Source organism: Arthrobacter rhamnosi, assembly GCF_054510975.1.
On the sequence record NZ_JBTNDN010000003.1, the window covers coordinates 148,162 to 162,058 of the forward strand.

Annotated in this window: 11 protein-coding genes; 6 read left to right on the top strand and 5 right to left on the bottom strand. The window is 69.1% G+C overall.

Annotation, left to right across the window (positions count from 1 at the left end; genetic code table 11):
• The first annotated feature begins 18 nt into the window (after positions 1 to 18).
• Positions 19 to 1,158 (top strand): class I SAM-dependent methyltransferase, encoded by a 1,140-nt coding sequence (locus ACX80J_RS09090; RefSeq protein WP_459347729.1) that lies wholly within the window; start codon positions 19 to 21, stop codon positions 1,156 to 1,158.
• Positions 1,159 to 1,286: 128 nt separating this feature from the next.
• Here the strand turns inward: ACX80J_RS09090 and rpsA are convergent, their stop codons facing one another.
• From rpsA to polA, 3 genes are all read right to left on the bottom strand, one after another.
• Positions 1,287 to 2,759 carry a 30S ribosomal protein S1 gene (gene rpsA, locus ACX80J_RS09095; RefSeq protein ID WP_104117334.1) on the bottom strand — a complete coding sequence of 491 codons (1,473 nt, stop codon included), beginning with the start codon at positions 2,757 to 2,759 and terminating at the stop codon, positions 1,287 to 1,289.
• A gap of 294 nt (positions 2,760 to 3,053) precedes the next feature.
• Entirely contained in the window at positions 3,054 to 4,355 is a 1,302-nt protein-coding gene (locus ACX80J_RS09100) for a GNAT family N-acetyltransferase (protein ID WP_459347531.1), read from the bottom strand.
• Between the two features lie 72 nt (positions 4,356 to 4,427).
• The gene (gene polA, locus ACX80J_RS09105) at positions 4,428 to 7,076 is read right to left on the bottom strand and encodes a DNA polymerase I (RefSeq protein ID WP_459347730.1); all 2,649 of its coding nucleotides are present in this window, start codon (positions 7,074 to 7,076) and stop codon (positions 4,428 to 4,430) included.
• Between the two features lie 172 nt (positions 7,077 to 7,248).
• On the opposite strand from polA, the gene ACX80J_RS09110 reads away from it, so the two are divergent.
• The 5 genes from ACX80J_RS09110 (at position 7,249) to ACX80J_RS09130 (ending at position 12,729) form a co-directional block, all read left to right on the top strand.
• On the top strand, positions 7,249 to 7,737 hold the full coding sequence (locus tag ACX80J_RS09110; RefSeq protein WP_459347532.1) for a hotdog fold thioesterase: 489 nt from the start codon (positions 7,249 to 7,251) through the stop codon (positions 7,735 to 7,737).
• 165 nt (positions 7,738 to 7,902) lie between these two features.
• Complete coding sequence (locus tag ACX80J_RS09115) at positions 7,903 to 10,632, top strand: bifunctional lysylphosphatidylglycerol flippase/synthetase MprF (protein ID WP_459347533.1); 2,730 nt, start codon at positions 7,903 to 7,905, stop codon at positions 10,630 to 10,632.
• Positions 10,629 to 11,930 (top strand): alpha/beta hydrolase, encoded by a 1,302-nt coding sequence (locus tag ACX80J_RS09120; protein ID WP_459347534.1) that lies wholly within the window; start codon positions 10,629 to 10,631, stop codon positions 11,928 to 11,930. Before ACX80J_RS09115 ends, ACX80J_RS09120 begins: the two co-directional genes overlap by 4 nt.
• 128 nt (positions 11,931 to 12,058) lie before the next feature.
• A complete protein-coding gene (locus ACX80J_RS09125) occupies positions 12,059 to 12,238 on the top strand; it encodes a hypothetical protein (RefSeq protein ID WP_459310553.1) in 180 nt (59 codons plus the stop codon).
• Entirely contained in the window at positions 12,238 to 12,729 is a 492-nt protein-coding gene (locus tag ACX80J_RS09130) for a hypothetical protein (protein ID WP_459347535.1), read from the top strand. The genes ACX80J_RS09125 and ACX80J_RS09130 overlap by 1 nt, the downstream gene beginning before the upstream one ends.
• 80 nt (positions 12,730 to 12,809) lie before the next feature.
• Here ACX80J_RS09130 and ACX80J_RS09135 read toward each other — a convergent pair whose 3' ends face one another.
• Together ACX80J_RS09135 and ACX80J_RS09140 are read right to left on the bottom strand one after the other, a co-directional pair.
• Positions 12,810 to 13,193 carry a response regulator transcription factor gene (locus ACX80J_RS09135; RefSeq protein WP_459344520.1) on the bottom strand — a complete coding sequence of 128 codons (384 nt, stop codon included), beginning with the start codon at positions 13,191 to 13,193 and terminating at the stop codon, positions 12,810 to 12,812.
• Between the two features lie 78 nt (positions 13,194 to 13,271).
• On the bottom strand, positions 13,272 to 13,886 hold the full coding sequence (locus ACX80J_RS09140; RefSeq protein WP_459347536.1) for a hypothetical protein: 615 nt from the start codon (positions 13,884 to 13,886) through the stop codon (positions 13,272 to 13,274).
• Positions 13,887 to 13,897: the final 11 nt, after the last annotated feature.

Consider the following 13,897-nt stretch of genomic DNA (forward strand, 5'->3'; position numbering starts at 1 on the left):
GTGACCCGTGCATCTAGGATGGTGGAAGTGAGCCCGTTCAACCTCGACCACCTGCGCCGTCGGCCCGACGTGGAGGCGCCCGAACTGGTCGCCGTGGACGCGGCCGACCGCCTGCTCCTCGACACGGCAGCAGACCGTCGCCATCCCGCCGGCGGCATCGCCACCATCAACGACTCCTACGGGGCCCTGACGCTGGGGGCCGCGGGCCTGACCGGCGGAACCGGGATCCGGGCGTTCCAGGACGGCATCGTCAATGAACGGGCCCTCGCCCTGAATGCCGCCGATCAGGGTATGGACGGCTCCTACCGGTCCTGTCCCCTCGATGCGACCCTGCTGGACGGCGTCTCCACCGTACTGCTGCGGCTGCCCCGGTCGCTGGACGAGCTCGACGAGATAGCGTGGACCATCGCGGCCTACGGGCAGCCCGACGTGCAGGTCCTCGCAGGGGGCAGGCTCAAGCACATGTCGCTCTCCATGAACGCCGTGCTCGGTCGGTACTTCGACGATGTGACTGCCGGCCTGGCGCGCCAGAAGTCACGCGTGCTCGTCGCGGCGGGCGTGCGCCCCGCCGTCGCGTCCGCGTTCCCGCGGAGCGCACGGTACGACGTCGGCCTCGGCCGGCCGCTCGAACTCCGGGCCTACGGCGCGACGTTCGGCGGTGCCGCGCTCGACCCCGGCACCCAGCTGCTGCTCCCCCACCTCCGCGGACTGGTGTCCCCTGGGAGCGGTGAGGTGATCGATCTCGGATGCGGGAACGGCGCCATCTCCGCCTACCTCGCGCTGGCCCATCCGCACCTCCGGGTCCACGCGACCGACCAGTCGGCGTCCGCGACCGCTTCCACCGCGGCGACGGCGGCAGCCAACGGGGTGGCCGATCGGATCAGGGTGAGCCGGGACGACGCGCTGTCCGCGCTCCCCGACGCATCGGCGGGCGCAATCGTCCTCAACCCGCCGTTCCACATCGGCAGCACCGTGCATGCCGGCATCGCCCATCGGCTCTTCGACGCCTGCGCGCGGGTCCTCGCGCCGGGCGGTGAGCTGTGGACGGTCTGGAACAGCCACCTGCGCTACCGGCCCGTCCTCGAGCGGACGATCGGGCCCACGGTCCAGCTCGCCCGTTCGCCCCGGTTCACGGTCACCCGTTCGACCCGCCGGTAGGCGGCCCGCCCGGAGTCCCTCGCGACCCGGACCAGTCGATATCGGTTCGGCAAGGGCGGTTAACGGCAGAAGGCCCCCGTCCTGGTGGACGGGGGCCTTCTGTGGCGTCAGTCAGCCGGACGGGAAGCTTACGCTCCGGTCAGCTTCTCGCGCAGTGCTGCGAGTGCCTCGTCCGACGCAAGCGTGCCGGATCCGGTGTCAGCGGCGACGGGCTCCGAGGAGTAGCTCGTCGCGTTCGACTCGACAGGCTCGTTCGCTGCAGCGGCGTCGTCGGACGCGTGCTGAACGACCTGCTTCTTGTGGGACTCCCAGCGCGACTGGGCCTCAGCGTACTGAGCCTCCCAGGCGGCGCGCTGCGTCTCGTAGCCCTCGAGCCATTCGTTCGACTCGGGGTCGAAGCCCTCGGGGTACTTGTAGTTGCCCTCTTCGTCGTACTCGGCGGCCATGCCGTAGAGCGCGGGATCGAATTCGGTGCTGTCGGCGTCGACGCCCTCGTTGGCCTGCTTGAGGCTGAGGGAGATGCGGCGGCGCTCGAGATCGATGTCGATGACCTTGACGAAGAGCTCGTCACCCACGGAGACAACCTGCTCGGCCAGTTCGACGTGGCGGACAGCGAGCTCCGAGATGTGCACGAGGCCTTCGATGCCGTCCTCGACGCGGACGAACGCGCCGAAGGGAACGAGCTTCGTGACCTTGCCGGGAACAACCTGGCCGAGGGCGTGCGTACGGGCGAAGGTCTGCCAGGGATCTTCCTGCGTGGCCTTCAGCGACAGGGAGACACGCTCGCGGTCCAGATCGACCTCGAGGACCTCGACGGTGACTTCCTGACCGACCTCGACGACCTCGGAGGGGTGGTCGATGTGCTTCCAGGACAGCTCGGAGACGTGGACGAGGCCGTCGACGCCGCCGAGGTCCACGAACGCACCGAAGTTGACGATCGAGGAGACGACGCCCGGACGGACCTGGCCCTTCTCGAGCTTGTTGAGGAACGTGGAACGGACCTCGGACTGGGTCTGCTCGAGCCATGCACGACGCGACAGGACGACGTTGTTGCGGTTCTTGTCGAGCTCGATGATCTTCGCTTCGATCTGCTGGCCGATGTACGGAGCCAGGTCGCGGACGCGACGCATCTCGACGAGGGACGCGGGCAGGAAGCCGCGCAGACCGATGTCCAGGATGAGGCCACCCTTGACGACCTCGATGACGGTACCGGTGACGACGCCGTCTTCTTCCTTGACCTTCTCGATGTCGCCCCAGGCACGCTCGTACTGAGCACGCTTCTTGGAGAGGATCAGACGGCCTTCTTTGTCTTCCTTGGTGAGAACCAGAGCCTCGACCTGATCGCCCACGGAGACGACGTCTCCGGGATCGACGTCGTGCTTGATGGAAAGCTCGCGGGAAGGAATGACACCCTCGGTCTTGTAACCGATGTCGAGCAGGACCTCGTCGCGGTCGACCTTGACGACCGTACCCTCGACGAGATCTCCGTCGTTGAAGTACTTGATGGTGGCGTCGATCGCTGCGAGGAAGTCCTCAGCGGTGCCGATGTCGTTGATCGCGACTACGGGGGCACCTTGCTTCTCGGTGGTGGTGATGGTCATGTAGTTGGGGCTCCGTTGTGGAAGATTACTTGCTCCGGTCATGACGGACACCGCGATTCCAGCTGGGCCGGGAGCGGGTTCCTATGTCCGGATGTGGACGAAATGGAAAGAACCTCGGAAGATTCAGGAGTGGTACCGCGCTCTGGGGCCGCCGGCTTGCACCGGAATCCACCAGAACGCACTACGCGCCTGTCTAGTCTAGCCTCGGGGTCCAACACCGTCAAAGCCGCGCAGCGAGCACCCGCGGCGCGGCTTCGGTGAACGGACAACCCCTACGTGCCGCCGTCGAGCGTCCTAGAAATGCGTGATGCAATAGGGCTCCTCGGACCGGCCGAACAGCGTGTCGAGGAGCTCGACGGCGTCGTCGGCGGAGGCGTCGAGGGCGCCGGCCGCTGCGAGGGCGGAGGCTGACACTCCCCCGAGGTACAGCGAACCGAGCGCGTTGATGGTGAGGGTGGCGTCGGGTGCCGCCGCAGCCTCGACGTGCTCCACCTGCGCCACGCCGTCGACGACGGTCAGGACGTAGGAGCCGCCTGCGAGCCCGAGCGTGTCCACGACCTCCAGGACGATCGTGCCGCTGCCACGGTAGGACCGGCGCCCGAGCGCGGCCGGCACGTCGAGCAGGCGGACCCAGAGGACGTCCTCGGTTCCCTTCACGTCATAGCAGCGCCGGTCCCGCAGCGCCCAGGGCAGCGGGTCGTCCCGCCGCGCTCCATCCCAGGTGATGAGCTGCACGAGGTCGAGCGATCCCAGGTACCGCCACAGCTCGAGGTACGCGGAGGGAGTGGCCGCGACGAGGTCCACGATCTTCATCGTGTAGGGCGTCGTCTCCCAGCCGGCGAAGCGGTAGGACACGTACCCCGTGGGCGTTCCCGCAGCGTCGTAGTGCACCGCCATCCGGACGGCCCGGTCCTCGACCGGCCGCTCCCTGCCCCACTCGCCGGACGCGCGGCGCGGGTAGGCGTACTGGCGCGCGACGGATCCGAAGGTCGCATCGTGGAAACGCGCGAAGATCTGTTCGGCGAGGCGCACCGAGTGCTCCCGCGCGACGAGCGTCGTCGTGCCCGTCCTCGGCGCCACCACCTCGAAGCGCTCCCGGACGTCGACCTCGACGCTCTGGGTGAAGGTGGCACAGCCGAAGCCGAACCGGCCGTAGATGGTGGCCTCCGATGCGGTCAGGATGGCGAGTGCAAGGCCCCGCTCCTTCGCCTCACGCAGGTCCCTCGTCATCATGGTGCGCAGGATGCCGTTGCGCCGGTGGCTGGACCGCACCGTGACGGCCGTGATCTGGTGGGCATCGATCTGGCCGGCACCGACGTTCAGCGGGTGCACCATGGTGCCGTAGGTGGCTACCGGATGGTCGGCACCGAGCGCTTCGGCGGGCTGGGCCGGGTCATGGACGCCCCACAGCACCCGCTGGTCCTCCCGGTATGCAGTCAGGAACCGCGGGATGTCCTCGGGGTCGAAGGTCCCGTCATGGAACCCGATCCCCTCGGCGTTGAGCCACTTCGCGAAGCGGCCGTCCGCCGTGTCAGCCTCGTCGGCGCCGGGGGTGAAGATCTCGGTGTGCAGGTTAGGTTTCGTGTCGTCGCTCACACCTCACCACCCTAGCCGGGAGCCTTCCCCGCGGACCAGAGCCATGTCCGCGGGGCAGTCGGGCCCTGCTTCCTAGTGAGCGGCGTCGTGCCAGCTGGCTCCCGTACCCACCGAGACATCGAGCGGCACCGAGAGCTCGGCTGCGGCGCCCATCTGCTCGCGGACCAGTGCCTCGACCTCCTCGGACTCGCCCTCCGCGATTTCGAGGACGAGTTCGTCGTGCACCTGAAGGAGCATCCGCGATGCGAGTCCGCGCCGCGTCAGGGCGTCGTCGACGCCGAGCATCGCCTTCTTGATGATGTCCGCCGCCGACCCCTGGATGGGTGCGTTGAGGGCGGCGCGCTCGGCCATCTCGCGGAGCTGCCGGTTGTCGCTGGACAGGTCCGGCAGGTAACGGCGTCGCCCCTCGATGGTGGAGGTGAAGCCGTCCTTGCGGGCCTGCTCCACGATGCCGCGGAGGTAGTCGCGTACGGCGCCGAAGCGCTCGAAGTAGTCACGCATCAGCGTCCGCGCCTCGTCCACCGAGATGTTGAGCTGCTTCGAGAGTCCGAACGAGCTCAGCCCGTAGACCAGGCCGTAGGACATCGCCTTGACCTTGGAGCGCATGGCACTGGTGACTTCTTCGGGTGCGACGCCGAAGATGTGGGAGCCGACGAAACGGTGGAGGTCCTCGCCCTCCTGGAACGCCGAGATGAGTCCCTCGTCGCCGGACAGGTGCGCCATGATGCGCATCTCGATCTGCGAGTAGTCGGCCGTCATCAGGCTCTCGAACTTCTCGCCGTTCCTACCCTGCCCGACGACGAACACCTCGCGGATCCGGCGGCCCTCGTCGGACCGGACGGGGATGTTCTGCAGGTTCGGATTCGTCGAGGAGAGCCGACCGGTCGCCGCGATGGTTTGCAGGTACGTGGTGTGGATGCGGCCGTCGTCGTCCACTGCCTTGCGGAGTCCCTCGACCGTCTGGCGAAGCTTCAGGGCATCACGGTAGGCGAGAAGCTGCTCGAGGAAAGGGTGGCCCGTCTTGGCGATCAGGTCGGTCAGGGCATCGGCGTCGGTGGAATAGCCGGTCTTGATCTTCTTGGTCTTGGGGAGCTCGAGCTCGTCGAAGAGGACGGTCTGCAGCTGCTTGGGCGAGCCGAGATTGATCTCCTTCCCGATGATCCGGTACGCCTCGGCGCCGGCAGCGCTGATGGTCTTGGAGAAGTCGTCGAAGAGCCGGTCGAGGCCGTCGACGTCGACGGCCACGCCGGTGAGTTCCATGCGGGCGAGCACTTCGGCGAGCGGGAGCTCCAGCCCACCGAGCAGCTGGTTGGCTCCGCGCTCGACGAGCTGGCCGGCGAAGTGCTCACTGAGGCGCAGCGCGGCGTAGGCGGCGACCACGGCCGGCGATGCGACATCGTTGCCGCCGAGGTCGAGAGCCTGCTGGCCCGACGAGTCGTTGGCCGACGCCGTGATGGACAGGCGCAGGTGGTACTGGGCGAGGTCGGCGAGATCGTAGCTGCGCCGGTCGGGCTGGATGAGGTAGCCGGAGAGGGCGGTATCGTCGACCTCCCCCGCCAGCATCAGGCCCCGGGCGGACAGCAGCTTGAAGACGGCCTTGAAGTCGTGGACGATCTTCGGCGCGTCCGTGTCGGACAGCCACTCCCCCAGCACCTTCTCGGCCTCGGCGTCGAGCTGCTCGAGCGGTATGAAGGCCGCGTGCAGGCTGGTGACGACGGCGATCCCGACGACGTCGGTCGCCCCCGCTGTCGTCTCGGTCGCCAGGGCCACGGAGGCCTGCGCCTGGTTCGTGGTGTTGAACCACTTCCTCAGCCCGGCGGCGTCGTCGAGCAGCACGTGCGCGGGGGCATTCTGCTCATCATTCTCGTCCTCGGTCTCCTCCTCCCCGAAGAGGTCGAACAACCGCTTGCGCAGCGTGTTGAACTGCAGTGAGTCGAACAGGTCCTCGACGGCGGAGCGGTCCGGGTGCTGGGAGACCATGGCGTCGAGGTCCACGGGGAGGTCCAGATCGGTGAGCAGCCGGTTCAGGCGCCGGTTCCGCTTGACGTCGTCGATGTTGGCGCGTAGAGAGTCCCCGACCTTGCCGCCGATCTTGTCCAGGTTCTCGAGGATCCCCTCGAGGCCCCCGTACTGCTTGATCCACTTCGCCGCGGTCTTCGGGCCGACGCCGGGTACCCCCGGCAGGTTGTCGGCGCTCTCCCCCACCAGCGCTGCGAGGTCCGAGTACTGGTGCGGCGGGACGAAGTACTTCTCCTCGATGGCCTGCGCGTCCATCTGCGGGATGTTGGTCACGCCCTGCTTCGGGTAGAGCACGGTCACGCGGTCATTGACGAGCTGGAAGGCGTCCCGGTCTCCGCTGACTACCTGCACGTCCCAGTCGGCTGCGGCCGCCTGGTAGGCGAGCGTGGCCAGGATGTCGTCGGCCTCGTAGCCGTCCAGGGAGATCGTCGGGATGCGCATCGCCTCCATGACCTTGATGATCAGGTCGACCTGTCCATGGAACTCCTCGGGAGTCTTGGAGCGCCCGCCCTTGTACTCCGTGTATTCCTCCGAGCGGAAGGTGGGCGTGTCCAGGTCGAAGGCGACCGCCACATGGCTCGGCTTCTGGTCCTTGATGAGGTTGATGAGCATCGCTGTGAACCCGTAGACCGCGTTGGTGTGCTGGCCGGTGTCGGTGGAGAAGTTCTCGGGCGGAAGCGCATAGAACGCACGGAACGCCATCGAGTGTCCATCGATGACCAGGAGCCTGTTGCGTGAGCCGTCGCTGCGCCGGGCCGGCTCCTGCGCGCCGGCCGGGGCCTGGGACCCTTCCGGGGAACTCTCGGCGGGCGGGGTCATGGTCAAGGTGGCAGCAGGTTTGGTTGTTTCACTCACAGGTGCCAGCCTAGTTGCCATGACAGACAACCGCACCCAGCCCGACGCCGTCCAGGCACCGTCCGAGGAGCGGCTGGCCGAGCTCGTCGCCGCCGGAATCCCCGCTGAGATGCACGGTTGGCTGGGCCGCTACGGGGTGGGGGCGCTGACAGTCAAGATGGGCATCATCTTCTCCGAGATGAGCGCCGAGCGCATGGTCGCGACCATGCCCGTCGAGGGCAACCAGCAGGTCGCCGGCATCCTGCACGGCGGAGCGCACGTGGTCCTGGCGGAGACGCTCGGATCCTTCGCGGCAGGACTCCATGCGGGTCCGGGACGGCAGGCGGTCGGGATAGAGGTGGGCGCGACGCATCACCGCAGCGCGTCCTCGGGCCTCGTCACCGGCACCGCGACGGCGATCCACCTCGGCCGGACCCTGACCACCCACGAGGTGATCATGACGGACGAGCAGGGGCGGCGGCTCTCCACCGCCCGCATCACGAACATGATCCGGGACGCCCGCGATTGACGGGTTCCCCCCGTGCACCTCCTCCGCTTGCAGCCCGTTCCCATTTCCCGTCCAGCGCGCGTCCAGCGGTTCCCCGGATACTGACGGCGGCGCTGCACCACGGCGCGCACCCGGCGGGATCCGACGCGACCCCACGGGTGCAACGGCGTCCGCACGAGGGGAACCATGAGCCAGGACCGGCACGACGGCGGAGCGGCTGCAGTCCGCGGGACGCAGGCCACCCGGACCACCCGGGCAACGGCCCTCCGGTCGTTCCCCGCCTCGTTGGCGCGCCGGGCGCCCGGAGCATTGGCCGGCCTCGTGGCCCTGTGGCTCCTTGCGCTGGGGACGCGGTCGCTGCCGGCTGGTCCGCCGGCCGGACTCGCACCGCTGGTGCTGTTCGATCCCGGCACGATCGCGCAGAACCCGCTCGCACCCGTCCTGTCCCTGGCATGGGCGCCAAGCCCGCTGGCCTATCTCGGGACGACGGCGGCCCTCCTCGGCCCTGGCGTCCTGGCTGAGGGCAGGCTGGGGTCCCGCCGCTTCGCTGCTGCCGTCGTGGCGACCCATCTCGCAGCACTCGCGGGGGTCACCGTCCTCGGTGCTGCCGTGGCGCCCCTCTTCCCCCGATGGGCCGACGACTTCGGCGGCACCTCCCTGGGCGGACCCGCATTCGGAGTGCTCGGAGCGACCCTGGCCGCGACCGCCGGCATGGGTCCCCTCTGGCGCCGCCGTCTTCGGATCCTCGGGGTGCTCCTCCCCCTGACCCTCGTCCTCTACAACGGCGCACTCCTGTCCGTCGCGCTGCTCGTCGCCGCCCTGGCCGGGCTCGCCGCGGGACCGTTCCTCCTCAGCCATCGGCCCCGCCGCAGTGCCGCGCCCTCCATCCGTGAGTCCCGCGTCCTCGTCGCGTTGGTGTGCGCCGCCGCAGCCGTCGGCCCTGCACTGGCCGCTCTGTCCCCCCACGCGACGGGGCCCTTCGCCGTCCTCGGAGTCCTCTTCACCTCCGTCGAGGGCGCGACCCCCGACGCCGTGAGGGCGGCCTGCGAGCCCGGAAGCGCCGTGCACCGCTGCGCCGAAGCGCAGCTGCAGGCCCGGGCGGGCCTCGGTGGGATCACGATGTCGTGCCTGCCGACGGTGCTCCTGCTCGTCCTCGCGAACGGCCTGCGGCGGGGCCGCCGCTTCGCCTGGGCGGGGACGATCCTGGTGCAGGCCGGGCTGGCACTCCTGTCCGTCCACATGTTCCTGACCTTCCTGCACCACGGCGCGGACGGCGAACTCGCTCCGTTCCTTCAGGGCGCGTCTCCGGAGCGGATCATCGCGGACCTGGTGGTGCCCGCCCTGCAGCCCGTCGCAATCGTGCTGCTCCTCGTCGTCGGCCGGAGGCTCTTCACGCTGCGGGCGGCCCCCGGCACGTACCGGACGATCAGCGCCCGCGTCGTCCTCGCACTGGTCCTGGCTGCCGCACTCTACGTCGGCGCCGGACTCGCGGTCGCCGACCAGTTCAGCCCCGTGGCGACACTGCCCGTCCTCCTCGCCGACTTCCCCCAGCGTCTCCTGCCCGTCGCTGCGACGCTGCGCATCTACCCCGCCTTTCTGCCCTCGGACAGCGCAGCCGTCATCCTCTACGAATGGATCGGCACCGCCTTCTGGGCCGTGGTCGCCGTGCTGCTCCTGCGCTCGTTCCGATCCGTCCAGCGCACGGCGGACGACGCCGACCGCGAGCGCGCACGTGCGATCGCAAGGATGCACGGCAGGGGGTCCATGACGTGGATGGGCCTGTGGCCGGGCAACTCCTACTGGTTCGACGGCACCTCCTACGTGCCGTACAGGGTGATATCCGGTGTGGCGCTCACCCTCGCCGGGCCCGTGGGCCCCCGCGCCGACAGGGACCGTGCGTTGCGGGGGTTCTGCGGGTACTGCCATGCGCAGGGCTGGACGCCCTGCTTCTACTCGGTGACCGGTGAGGTCGCGGAGGCACTCGAGGTAGTGGGCTTTCGACGCCTTCAGGTGGCCGAGGAGACGGTGCTCGACCTCGGCAGCCTCGCCTTCACGGGCAGGAAGTTCCAGGACATCCGTACCGCCCTCAACCAGGCGCGGAGAATCGGCGTGCACAACGAATGGGTGGACAGCGGAAGGACACCGCTCGTGATCCTGGACCAGATCCGCAGCATCTCGGAGGAGTGGGTGGCGGACAAAGCCCTGCCGGAGATGGGCTTCACGCTCGGCGGCATCGACGAACTGCGCGATCCGGCGGTCCGCTGCTCGGTCATCCTCGATGACGACTGCACCGTCCACGCGGTCGCATCCTGGCTGCCCATCCACGAGGACGGCCGGGTGACGGGATGGACCCTCGACTTCATGCGCCGCCGCGGCTCCGGTTTCAAGCACAGCATCGAGGTGCTCATCGCGCAGGCGGCGTTGGACCTGCAGGCTGAGGGATATGCGCAACTGAGCCTGTCCGGCGCTCCCCTGGCCCGATCAGGCATTGGGACCGGCACGGACGTGTCCGACGACGCCCTCGACCGCGTCCTCGCCCTGGTCGGGCGCACGCTCGAACCGGTGTACGGGTTCCGATCCCTCGTCGCGTTCAAGTCGAAGTTCGGGCCCCGGTACGTGCCGCTGTACCTGTGCTATGAGGATCCGGCCACCCTGCCGTCGATCGGACAGGCCGTCGGCAGGGCCTACGCCCCCGACGTCAGCGCGGTCGATGTCTGGCGGCTCCTCACGGCAGCACCCCGACGGACCACGTTCCCGGCACCGGTCCCACCGGCCCGCGCACTCCGGCCGGATGTGTCCCCCGACGGGACTTCCCGCCCTACCTCCGGCCCGAACCCCGTGCCGCCGCCCGAGCCGGCTGCGTCCCCCGACGGGACCCCCGCGTCGACACGCTCTACAACTTCCGCACCCCGATGAATCCCCTCGACTGGGACCTGATCGACGGGCCGGCCCCGGCGCTGTTCGCGGTCGCGGGCGGCGTGGCCCTGCTGTGGCTTGCGGCCGGACGCCGTCGGTTCCTCGTCCGGGCCGTCCTTCCGGCGCTCGCCGTCGGAGCTGTCGGCGGATCGGTCGTGTGGTTCGTCAGTGAGAAGGTCCTGAACAGTTGGGGCGCGCCACAGCCGGCGTGGTTCTACCTGCTCGGCGGGCTGGGCATCGCGGGCGTCGTCCTCGCCGTCGCAAAGGGCCGGGCCTCCCCGCGCTGGTGGCAGCGATGCCTTGCCGTCGTCGCACCGATCGTGGTCCTTGCCGCAGTGGCAGCGGGCGTCAACGCGTACTACGGCTCGTATCCGACGCTGGGGGCAGTGACCGGCGGGAGCGCCATCCCGGAACTTGGGGGCGTTCGGAGGCCCGCGGATGCAGCGGCCGGCCCCCTGAGCACCCTCGCCGACTGGACCCCTCCGGCCGGCATGCCCGCCACAGGGAAGGTGTACCGGACGACGATCCCCGGCACCGTGTCGGGTGTGGAAGCCGGGCCCGCGTACGTCTACCTGCCGCCGGCCTACCTGGCCGCCACTCCGGCCTCCGTGCCCGTGCTGGTGCTGATCCACGGCGACCCGGGAGGACCGGAGGACTGGATCACGGGAGGGCAGCTGCCGGCGGTGATGGATTCCTTTGCCGCCACCCACAAGGGTCTCGCGCCGATCGTCGTGCTGCCCGACGCGACGGCGAGCACCGGACCGACGCCGTCCCTGTGCCTGGACAGCAACTACGGCCGGGCAGGCACCTACCTCTCGACGGACGTTCCGAACTGGGTGAAGGACACGCTGAAGGCGGGCACGGACGCGGCGACGGACTGGGCCATCGGCGGCTTCTCCTACGGAGGCACCTGCTCGCTGACCCTCGCGACGGGGCATCCTGATGCCTACCCGACGTTCCTGGACATCTCGGGGGAGGACAAGCCGACCATCGGGGCGGGCCAGGACGCACTGATCACCCGCTACTTCTCGGGCGACGCCGCCGCCTTCGCCGCGCAGAATCCCCTCGATGTGATCATGGCCCGCACCCTGACCGGCACGGCAGGTGTCATCACCGTGGGAGCCGATGACGCCTTCTACCGGCCCCAGGGCGAGAAGGTCGCAGCAGCGATGAAGCAAGCGAAGGTCGACGTACGGCTGCAGACCGTACCCGGCGGCCACACCTGGGAGGCGTGGAGGGCGGGACTGCAGGACAACCTGGACTGGCTCATGCAGCGCTACGGCGTCGTGCCCGGATAACCCGAGCACCGATTGCAAGCCCCTTCCATCCGCCGCCGGCGGTTGCCCCGCACTCGTCGGCCTGCCTACCGTGAACTGTCGACGGCGAGAACGCCGCCCGACCCACGGCACCACTGAACGGAACCCTCATGGCCGACAAGAAGATGAAGACTCTCGCCGCCGTTCTCGCCGCCAGCGCCCTCTTCGTCGGCGGTTGCGACCTCGGCAACAAGGACAGCGACAACACCGGCACCGATACCGGCAATTACGACGACAACAACGGCATCGACACCGACCTCGACGACGACGCCCGCGGGAAGGACAACTAGTGGGGGAACGCGGGTCCGTCCTCGCGCGGGCGGCCCTCCGCGGGATGGGGGCGGGCCTGCTGGGGACGGCCGCCATGACCGTCGGTGAACTCGTCGAGCAGCGCATCACGCACCGTCCGGATTCGCACATTCCCGCGCGGACCCTGCGGATCCTCTGCGGCCGGCCCACCAGCAACGCGGTCCACTACCCGGTGTGGAACCACACGATGCACTGGCTCACCGGCGCCACCCTCGGTGCCCTCCGGGGGATCTGGTCCGTGACGGGCATCCGAGGTCCCTCAGCCACGGCCGCCCACACCGTCGTCCGCCTCGCCTTCGACCAGACGCTGGAGGTTGCGACCGGCGCCGGGGCGGCGCCGGCCCTGTGGCCGACGGGTGAGAAGGTCATCGACTATCTGCACAAGGGTGTCTTCGCCGTGGTGACGGGTATCGCGTCCGACGCCGTGAACCAGCCCGTGCTGGTCAGCAGGGCCGGGGCAAGGAGCCACTGAACACCAGGAGTCACCGAACCGGGCGGAAGCCGGTCGGAAGAAGTTGTTGTGGCGGGAACGCGGAGGACTGGACGGGCACGTCAGACGCCCGCCGCCGCCATCCCTTCCTGGATGTGCCGACGCAGCTCAGCCGGTCGGAAGGGCTTGCGCAGGTAGCGGTTCGCGCCGGCCTCGAACCCGCGCTTCTCGTCGGCCGGTGCCGCCCGTGCCGTCAGCATCACGATGAAGGTGGTCGAGAACCTGCGGATCCGCTCCGCAACCTCGAAGCCGTCGATATCCGGCAGCCCGACGTCGAGCGTGACGACGTCCGGCATCAGTCGGCGCACCATCTCCACGCCCGCGAGTCCCGCAGGGGCGGTATGGACGAGGAAGCCCGATCCGGTCAGCACGGTGTGCAGCAGATCGCGCACGTCATCGTCATCCTCGATGACCACCGCTGTGCGGGAAGGCTCCTTGATCGGCATAGCTCGAAGTTTACTCTGCGGCATCGCCGCAGCGGAGGCGATGCCGAGTTGTGGGGTCGGAGTCCACGAGGCAGTAGCCTATGACTCCGGATTGGCGGTGGCTTCCACGGGCTCACCCCCGGCCGGCTGGACCATCACCGTCCGCACAGTGTCGGGCACCTCGGGGAACGCTCCGATCATCAGCAGGTCGGTCGTCTCCCCGGGGATCGCTCCCCCGCTGTACTGCCCCACCAGGTCGGCGACATCCGGCGAGGATTCCCCGCTGTTCGCTGCTGCTCCCCACTCACCGATCACTGTCGATGCGGGGCGGAACTGCAGGTCCTGGCCTTCCGGGGTGGACACCGTGACGGAGTCGAGGTCGATCGTTGCTCCCCCGTCAGGATTCTGGACGGTCACCAGCACGTAGCTCACCGGCTCCTGGCCCAGTTGCCCGCGCAGCCCCTCGACGTCCTCCGGCGCCTCGGCGGGGAGGACGACGTCACCCTGTGCCTGGTCGACCCGGAAGGAGAACGTGCCGCTCGCAGCATCGGCCAGGCCCTCCACCGACGGAGCCCCGGAGGGGGCCGACGCCGGCGCGCTCGTCTCGGCAGGATTGGGTGTGGGACCGGCAGGCTCCTCGTCGGTGGCAGGGTTGCCACCGCACCCGGTCAGGAGGATCAGCAGGAGGGTCGATGACAGCACGATCTTCTTCATGGGTCTCCCAG

Excerpts from the sequence above, each read along its gene's own strand:
- ACX80J_RS09110 (WP_459347532.1), top strand. The coding sequence starts at position 7,249 with ATGACAGACAACCGCACCCAGCCCGACGCCGTCCAGGCACCGTCCGAG.
- polA (WP_459347730.1), bottom strand. The coding sequence starts at position 7,076 with ATGGCGTTCCGTGCGTTCTATGCGCTTCCGCCCGAGAACTTCTCCACC.
- ACX80J_RS09140 (WP_459347536.1), bottom strand. The coding sequence starts at position 13,886 with ATGAAGAAGATCGTGCTGTCATCGACCCTCCTGCTGATCCTCCTGACC.
- rpsA (WP_104117334.1), bottom strand. The coding sequence starts at position 2,759 with ATGACCATCACCACCACCGAGAAGCAAGGTGCCCCCGTAGTCGCGATC.
- ACX80J_RS09090 (WP_459347729.1), top strand. The coding sequence starts at position 19 with ATGGTGGAAGTGAGCCCGTTCAACCTCGACCACCTGCGCCGTCGGCCC.
- ACX80J_RS09115 (WP_459347533.1), top strand. The coding sequence starts at position 7,903 with ATGAGCCAGGACCGGCACGACGGCGGAGCGGCTGCAGTCCGCGGGACG.
- ACX80J_RS09135 (WP_459344520.1), bottom strand. The coding sequence starts at position 13,193 with ATGCCGATCAAGGAGCCTTCCCGCACAGCGGTGGTCATCGAGGATGAC.
- ACX80J_RS09125 (WP_459310553.1), top strand. The coding sequence starts at position 12,059 with ATGGCCGACAAGAAGATGAAGACTCTCGCCGCCGTTCTCGCCGCCAGC.
- ACX80J_RS09120 (WP_459347534.1), top strand. The coding sequence starts at position 10,629 with ATGAATCCCCTCGACTGGGACCTGATCGACGGGCCGGCCCCGGCGCTG.